Origin of the sequence: Prosthecobacter sp. (genome assembly GCF_044373815.1) — a bacterium.
GTDB lineage: Bacteria > Verrucomicrobiota > Verrucomicrobiia > Verrucomicrobiales > Verrucomicrobiaceae > Prosthecobacter.
Genome location: NZ_JBIPNG010000104.1, coordinates 1 through 15,804, shown reverse-complemented (window position 1 = coordinate 15,804; position 15,804 = coordinate 1). Strand labels below are relative to the sequence as shown.

The window sequence follows — 15,804 nt, the reverse complement described above, 5'->3', positions numbered from 1 at the left end:
AGCGTCGAAGGCGTGCCCGCCTTCCTCCACGGCGGCCCCTTTGCCAACATCGCCCACGGCTGCAACTCCGTGCTCGCCACCCGCATGGCCCTCGCCCACGCCGACTTCGCCGTCACCGAGGCCGGATTCGCCTTCGATCTCGGCGGGGAAAAATTCATGCACATCAAGTGCCGTCAAAGCGGTCTCGCGCCTGCCGCCATCGTCATCGTCGCCACCGTGCGTGCACTCAAGATGCACGGCGGAGCCGCCCTGGACCAGCTCACGCAGACCGACACCGCCGCCCTGAGCCGTGGGCTGGACAACTTGGCCGCACACCTCGACAGCGCCGCGCAGTTCCAGCGCCCCGTCATCGTGGCGGTCAATCAGTTCACCAACGACCACCCGGACGAACTCGCCCTGGTGCATGAGTTCTGCCAGTCGCGCGGCGTTCCCAGTGCCACGGCCAATGTCTTTGGCGAAGGCGGGGCAGGGGCGGTCGAACTCGCCGAAAAAGTGCTCGCAGCTCTGACGCCGGAAGTTCCACAGCTGCCCTTCCTTTACCAGCCTGACGACAGCGTCGAAACCAAGCTCACCGCCATCGCTACCAAGATCTACGGCGCCGACGGCGTTCTGCTCACCGATGAGGCGAAGGCCAAGCTGGCTCTGTTTGCCCGCAGCGGCTTCGACAAGCTCCCCCTCTGCATGGCCAAGACGCAGGACTCCCTCTCAGACGATGCGAAAAAGCGCGGACGCCCGCGCGGCTTCACCATCACCGTGCGCGATTTTGAAATCGCCAACGGTGCCGGATTCCTCGTCGCCCTCACCGGAACCATGATGCGCATGCCCGCGCTGCCGAAAGTGCCCGCTGCCGAGCGCATCCAGGTCACGGATGACGGCATCATGAGCGGCATCTAGCGATGTCTTGCCGTCACGGCGCGCACGCTCTAGCTTGCACTGCGCATGATTTTGGCCCGCACGTTCATCATTGGTTTTCCGTTGCTCATTGCAGCGGTGGCTGCGTGGGCGGTGCATGAGTCCAGACTCAGCCGCACGGATCGTGCCGGCGGTGTGGTCGTCATGCTGTCGCAAAATGAGCCGGCTCTGAATCCTTTTCTCCCCGCCACGGAGATTGAGCGCGAGATCACAGATCTCCTGCATGAACCCCTCATCCGGCTGGGTCCAGACGGCACCTTGCAGCCCGGACTGGCGGAGTTCTGGCGCTGGACGCAGGACGTGACCTGCTGGTTCGCGGATGAAGCGACCGCCAAGCGCGCGCAGGAGCTGCTTCAATCCCAGATCGGTGAAAAAAACCGCTGGGCCGAGTGGCATCTCAGCTCGGCTCGCGTCCTGCAAAACCGGCTGCTGCTGAGTTTCTCCGAGCCCAACGCCGCAGGCGTCCGTCAGGCATTTGAAGTCGTTGCCGGGCTGGATCTCAAGCCGGTCGTATTTTGGCGCATCGAGCGCCGCGCCCCGCTGCGCAAGTCGTGGGACCTCTTCATGGCAGGCTCCTCGCAGGCGGGCCTGATCCAGCGCGTGTGGTTTGATGGAGCAAACGCCTGTGAGATCGTCGTGGCAGGGGATTCCCATCGGCTGCTCGAAGACCTGCACCGTTTCCTCGACGCCAGTGAAAAAGAACCCGCGTCCATCAATCCGCTCGCAGAAGTCGGTGCCTTGAGCGAGCCCGTGCTCGATCTCGACATCCGCCCCGGCCAGCTCTGGCATGATGGTAAACCCGCGACGGCTGATGATGCCAAAGCGACGCTCGAATTCCTGCGTGCCAACGACTGGTCGCTGCCGAATCGTGAAGCCCTTAGCAACATCCAGACGCTGGAGTCGCAGAACAACGGTTCCCGCCTGCACGTGTCATTCCGCCGCCGTCAGGGCACGGCTCTCTGCATGCTAGTAAATCTGCCCATCTTGCCCGCTGAGTGGCTGCGTGCTCATCCATCAGCGCAGGAGTCTGATTTTACGCACCATGCACCACCGGGTGCGGGAACGCACCGCATCGCCTTGCGCGACACTCGTTCGCTTCTCCTCAAACCAGTGCAGGAGGACAAATCGGTGCCTGGATTCTTGTTCACCTTCTCCGCCTCACCGTTGATGACGCAGATCGGCATGCGCACTCATACCGTGGATCTGGTATGGCCTGCGGCCGATCGCACCCAGATGGAGCGGCTGCGCTTCACCCCGCCTCGGCAGCGACTCGTCGTGCTCTGGAACACCCGCCACGAAGTTTTGCAGCACGAGCGCTGCCGTGAGGCGCTTGCCTTGGCCACAGACACGGATGAACTCATCCGCGCTCTGCCAGGGCGGCTTGGCCATGTGGATGCCAGCCTGTTCGCTCCCGGCTTGTGGTTCAGCACCAGTGCAAAGAGCCAGCCGTTTCAGTTGGAGCAGGCGCGTCAGATCCTCACCAAGGCAGGCTGGACGCATGATGACAAGGGTGTCGCGCGCACGGCGGAGCGTCCGTTTCAGTTCACGCTTCTCGTGCCCGGCAGCGACACTCTTCACACGCGCACGGCAGACCTTCTCGTGGCGCAGTGGCGGCAGCTCGGAGCCGAAGTGAAGATCGAGCACGTACCGGACGCACAATCTCTCTCCCAGCGTCTGCATGAGCACCGCTTTGACGCCGTGCTGCTGGACCAGCGCTTTGAAGTTTCCTGGGACCAGCTGCCCTGGTGGCACTCCGCGCATGCCAAAACGGGAGGCAGCAATTTCTGCGGCATTTCTGATCCGCAGATCGATCTCCTCCTCGAAGCGCTCTCCGCTGAATTCGATCCCGATCAGGTGCCGAAGCGCGTGCGGGAGCTGGAATCCAGGCTGCTTCCGCTTCATCCCATGCTCACCTTGTTCACCACCCATGACGAAGCTGCGGCCATGCCGGGCCTTCATGCGCAAGGTTCCACGGGCGGCCCTGTCTCCAGCTGGACCCTGCAAAATCTCATGCTTCCACCCAAGCACTCTCAGCCAGCTCCCGCACTCAAGCTCCAGCTGCGCTCCCGTGAAGAAGAGCCGGAGGTCCAGCGGCCCAAAACGCCGGCGGATCCCATCAGCAAACTCCAAATGCGTCTTCCGGAATGATGAGTCTGCAGCCATTCTCATTGCCGCCGCGGTGGCTGCCATTGCGCCTCCTGCTCGGCGGCATGATCGCCGCAGGGCTGGTGCTGCTCTTCCGGCATCACGAATGGAATCTGAAGACGCCCCTGCCGGAGTTCGCGCTGCGCTGTGGCTCCAGCCTGATCGTGCTCGCCATCGCCCTGCTGCTGGCGCTGTGCATCGGAGTCTTCGTCGGGCTGCGCGCCCGGCAGATGGGCCCGCGCATGGAGCGCTTCATCGCGCTGCTGGGCCGTACGCTCGCGTGTGTGCCCGTGGTGGTTCTGGTCTGGGGCTTCATCAGCGGCTGGATCGGTCGTCTGGGCTGGCCGGTCGAATCGTTGATGCCAGCGCAGTTCCCAGACGGTCAAGACTCCCGGCAGGTGCTTCTCGCACATGCCCTCTGGAACTTTCTGGCTCCCGCTCTGGTGCTGGCTCTGGCCCTGTGTGGTGAAATGATTCACGCGGTCATCATGAATGGCAGGGCCGTTTTGGATCTCGATTTCTCGCTGCGCGCTCGCGGAGTGCCCAAAGCATCGCGGCTGTGGCGTCATCATCTCAGCCAGTTGCGGCCACTGCTGCGGGTGCGCCTGCAGTCGCTGTGCCTCATCGCGCCGGTTTATCTCATCATCATCGAAGACGCCCTTCACTTCATGGGCTGGGGAGGCTGGATGGCCCAAAGCCTCCGTGCCGCTGATGCCACCGGCATCGCCCTCGGATTCGCTAGCGGCGGAGCCATGCTGGCGCTCCTGTGCGCATGTCTGCATCTGCTGCCGGGCAGGCTGAAATCCGCCGACGGCTTCGTGGCCACTCCGGCATGGCAGCCATGGCTCCTCTGGGCGCTCGGCCTGCTCGCGCTTCTTCCTTCCTCCTTCATCGCATGGATCATTCTCTGGATGGCCGTGCTCCTGTCCGGCTGCGCTGGCTGGCATCAGGCCTGGAACCGCATCGAGGCAGAGCTGCCCGTCGATGCCGCCCGCGTCTGCGGCGCTACAGACTCCATGATCTGGCGCAATCACATCGCGTTCTTCCTTTTTCGCATGCTTGCAGCCTGGCTGTGCACCGTGTTTGCACACACCCTCCTCGGCATGGCCGCCGCCTGCGCCCTGCTGCCCCGGCTGATCGATGCATTGAGCGCACCCCTCGCCCAAATCTACCGCCCGCTCGCCATCGCCTCGGCGCAGTCGGCCATGCAGACGCTGGCCGATCCCACCGCGCTGCTCCAGTCCGGCGCCTGCATCGCTCTTGCCGCCTTGTGTTTGATCCAAGTCAGCCGCATCGTACAACCTCGACTCTCCTGAGCCCATGTCCGCCGAAGCCACTCCTCCCAAAGATGCCCCGCTGCTCTGCATCCGCGATTTGCAGATCGAATTCAGCCGCCACAACGCCGAGCCCGTGAAAGCCGTCAAGGGCATCAGCCTCGAACTCAAGCGCGGCGAATCCATCGCCCTCGTCGGCGAAAGCGGCAGCGGCAAAAGCGCCACCGCACTCTCCTTCGCCCGCCTCCTCCCCGAGCCGCCCGCCAAAATCACCGCACGGCAGATGACGCTCAATGGCCACGAAATCCTCGAAATGAATGAGCGCGAACTGCGCGCCATCCGCGGCAAAGAGATCGCCTACATCTTCCAGGAGCCAACCACCTCCCTCAATCCCGTCCTCACCATCCGCACCCAGATCGGCGAGGCTCTCGCCCTGCATCGTCCGGATGTCAGCAAAGCCGGACGCGATGACGAAATCGTCAAGTGGCTCGATAAAGTCGGCATCGTCGATTCCCGCAAACGCCTCCACGCCTACCCGCACGAACTCAGCGGCGGCATGCAGCAGCGCGTCATGATCGCCATGGCCCTCTGCACCCAGCCCAAGCTCCTCATCGCCGACGAGCCCACCACCGCGCTCGACGTCACCATTCAAAAGCAGATCATGGACCTCCTCGCCCAGCTCCGCCGGGATCTCGACATGTCCATCATCCTCATCACCCACAATCTCGGCATCATCCGTAGCGTCGTGGACCGCGTCGCCGTCATGTTCCGTGGCGAGATCGTCGAAACCGGCCCCGTCGATGAAGTCCTGCGCAATCCCCAGCACGCATACACCAAGGCCCTCCTCGCCTGCGTCCCCCGCATGGGCCCCAAGCAGCCCCGCCTCAAGGCCATCGACTACACCGTCCTCGACGCATAATCGGCATTGCAATCGGCATTGCACCCCACCTTGGGCTCATGCTAGCCTTCCAGCATGAAAGCCTGGCTCATCCTTTTTGCGATGGCAGCGCCGCTCAGCGCGCAGGTGGTCCTGCCGTCCACCGGCAAGAAGTTTGACACCCGCACCATCAATGGCAGCGGCGGCACCAGCAGCGTCAGTGTCAACGCCACCACCAAGCCCACACCGCCCACCAAGACCAGGCTGACCTCCTACTTCCTCGTCGGCGAGCCCCGCCAGTGGAAGAGCACGGACGGCAAATCCCTGCTCGGCACCATCATCATCTTTGAGGATGCCGTGATTGAATTCGAAGCCGCCACTCCCGCCGCCGCCCGTGAAGCCGCAGGCAAAGCGCCACCACCTAAGATGCCCGACAAGCCCACCCTCATCCGCGAGGGCAAAATCCGCCTGCTGGTAAACCAAAAACCCGTCGAAGTACCGCTCGAACGCCTGAGCGACGACGACCGCAAGTACGTCGAAGATTTGAACGCCCGGCTCCCCAAGTGATCTCAAAGTCAGCATCCATTCAACCCAAGCCTGCACCCATGAACCCAGTACCCACCACCCTGATCCTCCTCACTGCGGCTCTTCTCACAGGCTGCGCCGTCCTTGAGGACAAATCACCGCCCAAATCCAAGCGTGAAATGGAAGCCGAAGCCCGCTCTGGCCAGGTCGTCCCCGACACCCTCCGCGACCCCCGCCCCGAAATGCCCCCCATGGGCCCCCTCTCCATGCCCATGCGCTGATCCCGCAGGAGAATGTAATTGCGGCCTGAAGGGCCGCCGGATTCAGCCCAGGGCGCAGCGCAGCAAGCCCTGGGTCATCCCGATTAACCCCTCTTCAGCGAAGGTCGCACCCTGAAGGGGTGCGGGAGATCGTCCGCCCTCCCCCACCTCACTTCTCGAATCCTAGACCTTTCAGACCTCATGCTGTGCGGCAGCGTGAGGGAAGATAAGAGGCATTCTGATGACCGACCCCCCCTGCAGTCAGCCCCCTGTGTCAGGTAAGATGCGCCTCCCCATTTGCAAAGCGGCCGCTTTCCCCCATCTTGGCCGCCCTTTATGCCCGAACTCGACAAGACCTACACACCCGCGGAAGTCGAAGCCCGCTGGTATCAGCGCTGGCTGGACGACAAATGCTTTGAAGCCGACCCCGCTCGTGTGAGCGAGACCCGCCCGGCCTACTCCATCGTCATCCCCCCGCCAAACGTCACCGGCATCCTCACGCTCGGCCATGTCCTGAACAACACCATCCAGGACATCCTCGCCCGCCGCGCCCGCATGCTCGGGAAAGAAGTCCTCTGGCTCCCCGGCACCGACCACGCCGGCATCGCCACGCAGAATGTCGTCGAAAAGACCCTCAAAAAGCAGGGCGTCATCAAGCACCGCGATGACCTCGGCCGCGAAGCCCTCGTTGCCAAAATCTGGGAGTGGAAGGAAAAGCACGGCGGCATCATCATCGAGCAGCTCAAAAAACTCGGCGCCTCCTGCGACTGGAGCCGCGAGCGCTTCACCTTCGATCCCGACTACAACGCCTGCGTCATGCGCGTGTTCGTGGACCTCTACAAAAAGGGCCAGATCTACCGTGGCAAACGCATGGTCAACTGGTGCCCCTCCTCCCTCACCGCCCTCAGCGATGAAGAGGTCGTCATGAAGCCGCAGAACGCCATCATGTATCACTTCAAAGTCGAAGTGGTCGAAGAACCCGGCACCTGGCTCACCATCGCCACCACCCGCCCCGAAGTCATCCCTGGCGACACCGCCATCGCCGTGAATCCGAAGGACGAGCGCTACACCCACCTCATCGGCAAGCACGTCCGCCGTCCGCTCCCCGTCGAAAATCAGGAACTCCTCCCCATCATCGCGGATGAGCACGTCGATTTCACCTTCGGCACCGGCGTGCTCAAAGTCACCCCCGCGCACGACAAAGCCGACTTCGAAATCGGCCAGCGCCACAGCCTGCCCGTGATCGACGTCATGCACCCGAACGGCGTGCTCAATGACCTCGCTGGCAAAGACCTCGCCGGCATGGAGCGCTTTGCCGCCCGCAAACGCGCCGCCGAGCTCCTCACCGAAATCGGCAGCCTCGTCAAAGAAGAGCCCTATCAAAACAACCTCGGCTACTCCGAGCGTGCTGACGTCCCTATCGAGTCACGCCTCAGCGAACAGTGGTTCCTCAAATACCCCAGCGTCAAAGCATCCCAGGAAGTCGTCGCCAATGGCGAGATGAAATTCCACCCCGACCGCTGGGCCAAAGTTTACGACCATTGGATGACCGGCCTCCAAGACTGGTGCATCAGCCGCCAGGTCTGGTGGGGCCATCGCATTCCCGTGTGGTATCGCGGTGAGGAAACCTACTGCGGCACGGAAGCTCCAGAAGGCGCAGGTTGGGAGCAAGACCCCGACGTCCTCGACACCTGGTTCTCCTCCTGGCTCTGGCCCTTCGCCACCATGGGCTGGCCCGAAAAGACTTCCACGCTGAAGGCTTTCTACCCCACCACCGATCTCGTCACCGGTCCCGACATCATCTTCTTCTGGGTCGCCCGCATGATCATGGCCGGCTTCGAATGGATGGGCGAACTGCCCTTCAAGAACGTCTATTTCACCGGCATCATTCGCGACAAACAAGGTCGCAAAATGTCCAAGTCCCTCGGCAACTCGCCTGACCCTCTGGAACTCATCGCCAGCTTCAGCGCAGACGCCCTCCGCTTCGGCATCATGCGCAGCGCCCCGCTGGGTCAGGACATCGCCTTCGACGAAAAGAACGTCGAGCTCGGCCGCAACTTCTGCACCAAGCTCTGGAACGCCGCCCGCTTCCGCCAGATGCAGGGCGGCGAGACCGAAACCGAGATCAGCGCCGCTCTCCTCAGCAGCGATGACAAGTGGATCCTCCTCCGCCTCAACACTGCCATCGCCGAAGTCACCGCCGCCCTCGAAGACTACCGCTTCAGCGACGCCACCGCCACCCTCTACCGCTTCTTCTGGAGCGAGTACTGCGACTGGTACATCGAAGCCAGCAAAGCCGTCCTCCAAGGCACCGACGACAAACGCAAAGCCAACACCTTGGCCATCATCGACTTCGTCCTCAGCAACACCCTGCGCCTCTTCCATCCCTTCATGCCCTTCATCACCGAAGAGCTCTGGCACGGCATGGCCTTCAACACCGATCTCCCCGCAGATCAGGGCGGCAACAGCATCATGTTCGCCAAATGGCCGAAGCCTCTCGATGCCGACGAACTCGCCTACTTCGGCATCCTCCCCGAGGACGAAAAGACCGCGAACGACAAATACGAAGCCGTCAATCTCGGCCGCGGCCTCAAGAGCACCTTCAACATCAACAAGCGCGTCCGCTTCGTCCTCAAGCCGAACACGGAACTTCCCGCCCACGAGATCGAAGTCCTCCGCATCCTCCTCAATGCCGAGCCTCTCGATGTCGATGCCTCCTTCGCGCCAACTCAAGGCACCCCCAGCGCCCTCACCCCGCTAGGCACCCTCTTCCTCCCTCTCGATGGCCTCATCGACGTCGAAGCCGAGCGCGCCCGCATTGGCAAAGAAGTCGCCAAGGTCGAATCCGAACTCGAGAAAGTCACCGCGAAGCTCGCCGACGAAAAGTTCACCTCCAAGGTCCCGCAAAAAGTGCTCGATGAGCACCAGCAGCGCAAAACCGACTGGCAGGAGAAACTCGCCAAGCTCAAAGAAATGATGTCCGCCCTCGGCTGATTCTGAGTTCGTAGTTCGGGCTTTAGCCCGTTCTGGAGACTTGGATACGCTGAGCGTCGAACCCATAACGCAGAGCCGCGCACCTCGCGGCACGCGTTGTGCCTTCCACAACCATCTGGGCGGCGCTCCGTTTTCATTGCACTGTGCCGCAGCCCCAGGGCTGGTAGGGACGCGTTGTGCGCGTCCCTAGAATCCTTCGTCCCAGCGCCACCTGCCGCCCCACCCGCTCCCCTCTTTCCTAAAGCACCCGCCTTTCAGCGCGCACGCTGGCAAGACCATCCTATCTCACCGTGTGCCAATCGAAAAAGCATCTGGTCTGCTCTCTCATCAAGCGCGTAGCACTGACACAACCGTAACCGTGGGTGCCAACCCACGGTGCCCAGCATCAGACGCGGATGCCATTCGCGGAACCGCAGCAGCCCGTTCTTGTGAGCCTCTCTCCCTTCGCCCGCCCCTACGTAGCCACTCATCCATTTCCTGCATTCACAGGTTAAAATTTAGGCTTGTCGCCGGGCGCCGGGCATGACCATTCTCCGCTAAATCCCCATTTAACTCGAACCCAACACACTCATGCTCAAGCTCCTGAAACTGTCCTTCCTGCCAAAGTCTCCCGACTACGGCCTGCTCATCCTGCGCGTCGCCCTTGGTTTTTCCATGCTGCTTCTCCATGGTCGTGGCAAGCTGCTGAACTTCTCCGCCACCGTGGAGAAATTCCCCGCCTTGTTCGGACTTCCCTCCAACGTGAATCTCGGCTTGGCCGTCTTCGCAGAAGTGGTTTGCTCCGCCTTGCTGATCGCCGGTCTGTTCACCCGTCTCGCCGCACTGGTGCTCGCCGCCACCATGGGCTCCGCCTTCTTCTTCGTTCACAAGTCTGCGCTCGTCGGCGAGCAGAGCGGCGAACTCGCCATGGTCTATCTCATCGCCTACGTGACCCTCCTCTTCACCGGTGCCGGCAAGTTCTCAGTGGATCGCGAATAATCGCCGTTTGACCTCTCCAGGCCCGGCCGCGCAAGCTGCCGGGCCCTTTTATTGTAGGATGGGCGTGGCGACAGCCCGCCCGTCCATGAGCGCATGGAAAACGTCCATGACTCTCGGATGACGGAGCATCGCGGGCTTTCTCAACCGTCTAACGCAAACATGACGCCCTCCGCGCGCCACTCCCGCCACCCATCTTTTCTTGCATTCCCCGGCAGGCGGTGAACCGTCACCATCTTATGGCAAAGGTGACTCTCGGCCTGGTGCAAAGCCGGGCATTTTCAAGCAAGGAAGAAAGCGTGCAGCAGCATGAACGTCTCATTCGTGATGCCGCGGCCCGTGGCGCGCAGATCATCTGCCTCCAGGAACTCTTCAACACCCCCTACTTCTGCATCACGCAGGACACCGAACTCTTCAATCTCGCCGAAGCCGTTCCCGGCCCCACCACCGACAGACTGGCCCCCCTCGCCAAAGAACTCGGCGTCGTCATCATCGTCCCACTCTTCGAAAAACGCGCTCCCGGCCTCTACCACAACACCGCCGCCGTCATCGACGCCGACGGCACCGTGCTCGGCAAGTACCGCAAGATGCACATCCCGCAGGACCCCGGCTTCGAAGAGAAGTTTTATTTCACCCCCGGAGACCTCGGCTACCGCGTCTGGGACACCAAATTTGGCCGCATCGGCGTCCTCATCTGCTGGGACCAGTGGTACCCGGAAGCAGCCCGCCTCACCGCGCTCATGGGCGCGGAGATCCTGTTTTACCCCACCGCCATCGGCTGGCTGCCCAGTGAAAAAGCCGCCCTCGGCGCCGCCCAGCACTGCGCATGGGAGACCGTCCAGCGCGGCCACGCCGTGGCGAATGGCTGCTACCTCGCCGCCGTGAACCGCGTCGGCACCGAGCAGCAGAGCGAATTCTGGGGCCAGAGCTTTGTTGCAAATCCTTATGGAGAAATCGTTGCAAAGGCCTCCGTGAGCGATGAAGAGATTTTGATCGTGCCGTGTGACCTTTCTGCGGTGGAAGATTTCCGCCGCATCTGGCCTTTTTTCCGTGATCGCCGCATTGACACCTACGCTCCCCTGACCAAACGCTACATCGATGAGTAAAGCCTCCTATCCCCAAAACTACCGTCTGCCCGCCGAATTCGAGCCGCAGGAGGCAATCTGGCTGTCCTGGCCTTCCAACAAGGAAAGCTGCCCCAAGACTTACCACAAGTTGCAGGACAAGTTCGGCGAGATCGCCAGCGTCATCTCCCGCTACGAGCGCGTGCGCATCAATGCCCCGATGCTTAGCCACATGAACATTCGCCTCAGCATCGCCGACAACGAGGGCGATCTCAGCCAGGTGGACCTCTACGAGAACAACACCAACGACGTGTGGTGCCGTGACCACGGCCCGATTTTCATCAAGCATAACGAAACCGGCCAGGTCGCCATCACCGACTGGGAATTCAATGCTTGGGGCGGCAAGTTCCCACCATGGGATCTCGACAACGCCATCCCTGAGAAAGCGGCTGCCGCTCTCAAGATGGAGCGTTTCACCTCCAAGATGATCCTCGAAGGCGGAGCCATCGAAACCAACGGTAAAGGCACCCTCCTCACCACCGAGGCCGTGCTGCTCAATCCGAACCGTCATGGCGGCAAGCCCGGCAACAAGGCCGAAGTTGAAAAAGAACTCAAGGCCATGCTCGGTGTCAAAGACATCGTCTGGTTCAAAAAAGGCATCGAAGGCGACGACACCGACGGCCACATCGACGACATCGTGCGCTTCATCCGTGAAGACGCTGTCATCTGCATGGTCGAGCCCCGTGACTCCGACCCGAACCACAAGGTCCTCAAGGAAATCCGCGAGCGTCTTGATGACGTCAAAGCTCCCGATGGCGGCAAGCTTGAGATCATCGAAATCGAAATGCCCCAGGCCATCGAAATGAAGGACTGGCGCCTCAGCCGTCTGCCAGCCAGCTACGCGAACTTCATGATCATGAACAACGCCGTGCTCCTGCCTCTCTTCGGTCACAAGAAGAAGGACGCCGCCGCCGAAGACAAGATTTCCGAATGCTTCCCAGGTCGCGAAATCATCTCCATGATGGCCAAGGATCTCGTCACCGAAGGTGGCGCTTTCCATTGCATCGGCATGCATCAGCCGAAGTAAGCTGTCGGGCCTGCAGATTCTTGAATATTCAGCGCCCTAAAACAGTGGCGCTGAATATCCATAACGAATAAAAAAGACTCTAAATAAAGAGGCTTCTCCTTACAAAGACTTACTTGGAGGTCCTTATCGGTCTGGTACGTTCGTGGCTCTATGACGGCTCCACGAAATCATGATCTCTCCAAGTTCTGCCGGGTGACAGCTGCGCTGTCGGCACTGCTGCTGCTCGCAGCTTGCGCGCTGCCTGCGGACGCGTTTAAAAATTACTCGGCAGCCACCAAGGTTAGCCAGTGGAACAGCGTGCTGGATGCCCTGGGTGGAGGCAGTGTGAAACGCGCTGAAAGCGCAGGCAATGTTCCGCTCTTCAATGGTGCCTTGTCCATGAATGTGCCCACGCATTCGGGCTCCATCAATGACATCTCCCGCTTGTTCGCCGGCATGGACTCGTCCTACAGCCAGACTGCTGCGGTCACCGCGCACAAGCACCGTATGGACAGCCTGTGGTCCGCTCACCAAAACATCCGCCGTGGCCCTTTGCAGTCCTGGGCCAGTGAAGAGATCGGCGACATCAAGAATGCCAACGCCATGTTCTACCCCTTCAGCGGGCCGGACTTCCTCTTTGCCAGCGCCCTCTTCCCCTCAGCAGAGACCTACGTTCTCTGCGGTCTGGAACCTGCCGAACCCCTCCCTCGCCTGAGTGATCTGTCCCAGTCTGAAATCGACTCCGGCCTCACCGGTCTCCACAACGCCGTCGCCAACATCATGCAAAACGGCTACTTCATCACCACGGAGATGCGCAGCAATCTGCAGGCTACCCGGTTTCGCGGCGTGCTGCCGCTGCTGATGGCCTTCATGTCACGGACCGGCCACACGGTGGATTCCGTCGACACCGTTCGTCTGGATGGCGCGGGCAATGTCACGCTCTCCGGTTCCTCAGGAAACACCGGCCTCATGATTCGCTGCCGTAGCGGCTTCGGTTCCTCCAAGCGGGTGTTCTACTTCCGCCAGGACCTCTCCAATGGCGGCGTCAGCGCCGCCGGACCGTTTCTGACCTTCGTTTCTCGTCTCGGCCGCATTCCTGCCTTCTTGAAGAGCGCCTCCTACCTCATGCACGAAAGCGGCTTCTCCAACATCCGCGACTACCTCCTGCGCCACAGCAGCGCCATCGTGCAGGATCCCTCTGGCATCCCTTTCCGTGACTTCGGCCGCTACGGCTGGAATCTCTGGCTCTACGGCAACTATCGCGGCACCCTGGACATCTTCTCCAGCCACCAGCAGGCGGATTTGGTCGCCGCCTACTCCTCCGGGAAGTACCCTGTGAAGCCGCTGAACTTCGGCATCGGCTACCTCATGAACCCCCAAATGACCAGCCTCATGGTGGGCCGTCCAACCCGCTGAAGCCGGAAAGGCAGACTTTTGGTTGACGTCACTCTCTCCTCGGCTAGTATCGCGCCCCAATTTTTCCCCAGAACTCATCATGGCTACCATCTGTCAAATCACCGGCGTCGGCGTTACTCGCGGCCACCACATTCATCGCAGCGGTAAAGCCAAGAAAGAAGGCGGTATCGGTCGTCACATCACGAAGCGTGTGAAGCGCGTCATCCTGCCGAACCTTCGCAAGAAGCGCATCTTCGTTCCTGAGCTCAACAAGTTCATCGACGTCAAGCTCAGCGCCCGCGCCCTCAAGACCATCGACAAAAACGGTGCTTACAACGTCCTCAAAGGAGCCGGCCTGATCTAATCAGCCACCGTTAATTTTTCCCCATGGGCGGATCTGGCAACAGATCCGCCCTTTTTCATGCCCACCCGTGGCGACAGCCCGCGTGTCCTTCGAAGCACGGAGTGCGAAGAATGGGCCCGTCTGCGAGCGCGTGACAAACCGCAAATGTGTCAATCCTCCCCAGCCTCAGGTGGCAGGGGACTAGAGCGTTTTAATTGATTCCGTGTCCGCTGAATCAAGTGCAGCCAAAGCGGTTCTCCCTCTCCCCGCCCCTGGCACACGACGACACCGAATCCTTTTCTTCGGGGGAACCGGAGCGCAGCGGGTCGAAGACCGCCGTAAGGCAAATAGACGAAGTCAAAGGGCTGGGGTGAGGGGAATGGCTTTGTGGCCCCGCACGATGGCTTCAGTTAAGAGCGCTATAAGATTTAAAACGCTCTATCGATGATGCCCAATCGAGGTGCTCCCATGAATCCCCACGCTAGGAACCACGCCCGAATGCGGCTGGTCAAAGAGCACCGGCAGGTGGTTGTTCAGGTCCGTGTATCCCAGCGTCGGACTCCAGCTCACGTTGGGGGAACCATAGAAGTTAAGTCCATGTCCCTGCGGCACATACACGCCACCGCTGCCTGCACCAATGTTGGTGTTGTTGGGGCTCCAGCCGCGATTCCGGTACATCCCATGTCCATGATAGCCCCCGCCATAATACGCTCCCATCTGCCCCAGCCCTAGCACAGGTGCCAGGCTCTGCATGTAACCGCCATTCGGCTGCTGCACATACACCACCGGCTGTTGCGCCGCATACTTGGCCTGCGCAGCGATCATCGCCTCGGCCATCTTGGTTTCGCGCTCACGTTTGGCCTGCAGGGCCGCCTTGCGTGCCTCCACCTGCTCTTTCTCATACGCATCGGCTTTGTAGGCGTCATACCCCAGCGCATTTCGCATCGGTTCAGACAGATCCGAAAACAGCACCTTCGCCACCCCCTTGCTGTGTGAAAACGACACCCCGTCAGGGTCACGTTTCATGATCTTGCACCGCTCATACGTTTTGCCTTGAGCAGTTTCGATCGTGGTTGGCTCTCCTGCACTCGCACAAACCGCGAATCCCAATTGAAGCGTGACAATCAGAAGTGAGAACGTTTTCATAATAGTTGTGGATTTGACTCCAAAACGCCACTTTTGCCAGCTTTTAATGCTTCGTATAACCGAAGCAATAACTCAAGGGTGGTGATGCATGCCACCGAAGCCAAAAGAACCCAGCCCCACCCCAACGTGGATGCCATGCCCCAGATTCCATTGGCCACTGATCGTTGGGCCATAACCGCCCCCATAATACCCTCCGTAGCTCGGATACCCCCCATACGAATAGCCGCTGTAGTTCGGGTAGCCACCATACGGGTAGCCATAACTGATCCCCGAATAGCTTCCGCCAGAATAATAACCACTCCCTGAGTACCCATACGGATAGCCGAAGCGCGAGTAGCTGCTCCCACTGTAGGACCGACCACCCACCGCCGGACCCGTGATCGGCGTCCCCACCCACGAAGGGGATGGATTACCTGCTGCTGATGCCGATGTCGCCGCAAGCTGGCTCGCAGTCGCCAGATAGCTCGCCTCAGCCATCTTCGCCTCCATCAGTCGCTCCTGCATCGCGATCTCCTGCAGTTTCTGTCGCTCCTGCTCCGCTTTGCGCAGAGCAGCCTGCTCCTTCTGATATTCGGTCTCCGCCTTCGGATCGTAGCGAAATTCACTCCTCAGATTCTCGGGAAGCTCTGCGAAGGGAATTTTAGCCGCGCCATTCTTGTGTGCAAAGCTCACCCCATCCGGGTAGATGTGCAGCACCCGGCACTCGTAGAATGACCTGCCGTCACGTGTCGTGATCGTGCCGTAGTTCTTCGGAGCAGCGCTGGCCGGAAGCACGCTGAGCAGCAGGGCGGCGAACAGAAAGGATCGTTTCATGAGAGACCTCCAAAG

General features: G+C 60.9%; 14 protein-coding genes. 12 read left to right on the top strand and 2 right to left on the bottom strand.

Annotated elements, in window-relative coordinates; genetic code table 11:
- From ACIREA_RS11075 to rpmB, 12 genes are all read left to right on the top strand, one after another.
- The coding region (locus tag ACIREA_RS11075; protein WP_397382337.1) for a formate--tetrahydrofolate ligase at positions 1 to 894 on the top strand (894 nt) is incomplete at its 5' end.
- Between the two features lie 45 nt (positions 895 to 939).
- A complete protein-coding gene (locus ACIREA_RS11070; RefSeq protein ID WP_397382336.1) occupies positions 940 to 3,060 on the top strand; it encodes an ABC transporter substrate-binding protein in 2,121 nt (706 codons plus the stop codon).
- A gap of 41 nt (positions 3,061 to 3,101) precedes the next feature.
- Positions 3,102 to 4,373 (top strand): hypothetical protein, encoded by a 1,272-nt coding sequence (locus ACIREA_RS11065; protein ID WP_397382335.1) that lies wholly within the window; start codon positions 3,102 to 3,104, stop codon positions 4,371 to 4,373.
- Positions 4,374 to 4,377: 4 nt separating this feature from the next.
- Entirely contained in the window at positions 4,378 to 5,250 is an 873-nt protein-coding gene (locus ACIREA_RS11060) for an ABC transporter ATP-binding protein (RefSeq protein ID WP_397382334.1), read from the top strand.
- A 54-nt stretch (positions 5,251 to 5,304) separates the two neighbouring features.
- Positions 5,305 to 5,775 carry a hypothetical protein gene (locus ACIREA_RS11055; RefSeq protein WP_397382333.1) on the top strand — a complete coding sequence of 157 codons (471 nt, stop codon included), beginning with the start codon at positions 5,305 to 5,307 and terminating at the stop codon, positions 5,773 to 5,775.
- Between the two features lie 38 nt (positions 5,776 to 5,813).
- A complete protein-coding gene (locus ACIREA_RS11050) occupies positions 5,814 to 6,014 on the top strand; it encodes a hypothetical protein (RefSeq protein WP_397382332.1) in 201 nt (66 codons plus the stop codon).
- Between the two features lie 315 nt (positions 6,015 to 6,329).
- The gene (locus ACIREA_RS11045) at positions 6,330 to 8,987 is read left to right on the top strand and encodes a valine--tRNA ligase (RefSeq protein ID WP_397382331.1); all 2,658 of its coding nucleotides are present in this window, start codon (positions 6,330 to 6,332) and stop codon (positions 8,985 to 8,987) included.
- A gap of 570 nt (positions 8,988 to 9,557) precedes the next feature.
- Complete coding sequence (locus ACIREA_RS11040; protein WP_397382330.1) at positions 9,558 to 9,965, top strand: DoxX family protein; 408 nt, start codon at positions 9,558 to 9,560, stop codon at positions 9,963 to 9,965.
- Between the two features lie 236 nt (positions 9,966 to 10,201).
- Positions 10,202 to 11,068: a carbon-nitrogen hydrolase gene (locus ACIREA_RS11035; protein ID WP_397382328.1), complete on the top strand. Its 867-nt coding sequence runs from the start codon at positions 10,202 to 10,204 to the stop codon at positions 11,066 to 11,068.
- Positions 11,061 to 12,113, top strand: coding sequence for an agmatine/peptidylarginine deiminase (locus tag ACIREA_RS11030; RefSeq protein ID WP_397382327.1), 1,053 nt, complete (start codon positions 11,061 to 11,063; stop codon positions 12,111 to 12,113). Before ACIREA_RS11035 ends, ACIREA_RS11030 begins: the two co-directional genes overlap by 8 nt.
- A 150-nt stretch (positions 12,114 to 12,263) precedes the next feature.
- Positions 12,264 to 13,508, top strand: a complete 1,245-nt coding sequence (locus tag ACIREA_RS11025) for a hypothetical protein (RefSeq protein WP_397382326.1) — start codon at positions 12,264 to 12,266, stop codon at positions 13,506 to 13,508.
- Between the two features lie 79 nt (positions 13,509 to 13,587).
- Positions 13,588 to 13,851 (top strand): 50S ribosomal protein L28, encoded by a 264-nt coding sequence (rpmB, locus tag ACIREA_RS11020; protein ID WP_395732180.1) that lies wholly within the window; start codon positions 13,588 to 13,590, stop codon positions 13,849 to 13,851.
- A gap of 417 nt (positions 13,852 to 14,268) precedes the next feature.
- On the opposite strand, the gene ACIREA_RS11015 is transcribed toward rpmB, so the two are convergent.
- Both ACIREA_RS11015 and ACIREA_RS11010 read right to left on the bottom strand, forming a co-directional pair.
- Positions 14,269 to 14,856 (bottom strand): hypothetical protein, encoded by a 588-nt coding sequence (locus tag ACIREA_RS11015; RefSeq protein ID WP_397382325.1) that lies wholly within the window; start codon positions 14,854 to 14,856, stop codon positions 14,269 to 14,271.
- Between the two features lie 192 nt (positions 14,857 to 15,048).
- Positions 15,049 to 15,789 carry a hypothetical protein gene (locus tag ACIREA_RS11010; RefSeq protein WP_397382324.1) on the bottom strand — a complete coding sequence of 247 codons (741 nt, stop codon included), beginning with the start codon at positions 15,787 to 15,789 and terminating at the stop codon, positions 15,049 to 15,051.
- Positions 15,790 to 15,804: the final 15 nt, after the last annotated feature.

What these genes read in the sequence shown, in the direction of transcription:
- ACIREA_RS11070 (WP_397382336.1), top strand. Translation starts at nt 940, where the DNA reads ATGATTTTGGCCCGCACGTTCATCATTGGTTTTCCGTTGCTCATTGCA.
- ACIREA_RS11060 (WP_397382334.1), top strand. Translation starts at nt 4,378, where the DNA reads ATGTCCGCCGAAGCCACTCCTCCCAAAGATGCCCCGCTGCTCTGCATC.
- ACIREA_RS11055 (WP_397382333.1), top strand. Translation starts at nt 5,305, where the DNA reads ATGAAAGCCTGGCTCATCCTTTTTGCGATGGCAGCGCCGCTCAGCGCG.
- ACIREA_RS11050 (WP_397382332.1), top strand. Translation starts at nt 5,814, where the DNA reads ATGAACCCAGTACCCACCACCCTGATCCTCCTCACTGCGGCTCTTCTC.
- ACIREA_RS11045 (WP_397382331.1), top strand. Translation starts at nt 6,330, where the DNA reads ATGCCCGAACTCGACAAGACCTACACACCCGCGGAAGTCGAAGCCCGC.
- ACIREA_RS11040 (WP_397382330.1), top strand. Translation starts at nt 9,558, where the DNA reads ATGCTCAAGCTCCTGAAACTGTCCTTCCTGCCAAAGTCTCCCGACTAC.
- ACIREA_RS11035 (WP_397382328.1), top strand. Translation starts at nt 10,202, where the DNA reads ATGGCAAAGGTGACTCTCGGCCTGGTGCAAAGCCGGGCATTTTCAAGC.
- ACIREA_RS11030 (WP_397382327.1), top strand. Translation starts at nt 11,061, where the DNA reads ATGAGTAAAGCCTCCTATCCCCAAAACTACCGTCTGCCCGCCGAATTC.
- ACIREA_RS11025 (WP_397382326.1), top strand. Translation starts at nt 12,264, where the DNA reads ATGACGGCTCCACGAAATCATGATCTCTCCAAGTTCTGCCGGGTGACA.
- rpmB (WP_395732180.1), top strand. Translation starts at nt 13,588, where the DNA reads ATGGCTACCATCTGTCAAATCACCGGCGTCGGCGTTACTCGCGGCCAC.
- ACIREA_RS11015 (WP_397382325.1), bottom strand. Translation starts at nt 14,856, where the DNA reads ATGAAACGTGACCCTGACGGGGTGTCGTTTTCACACAGCAAGGGGGTG.
- ACIREA_RS11010 (WP_397382324.1), bottom strand. Translation starts at nt 15,789, where the DNA reads ATGAAACGATCCTTTCTGTTCGCCGCCCTGCTGCTCAGCGTGCTTCCG.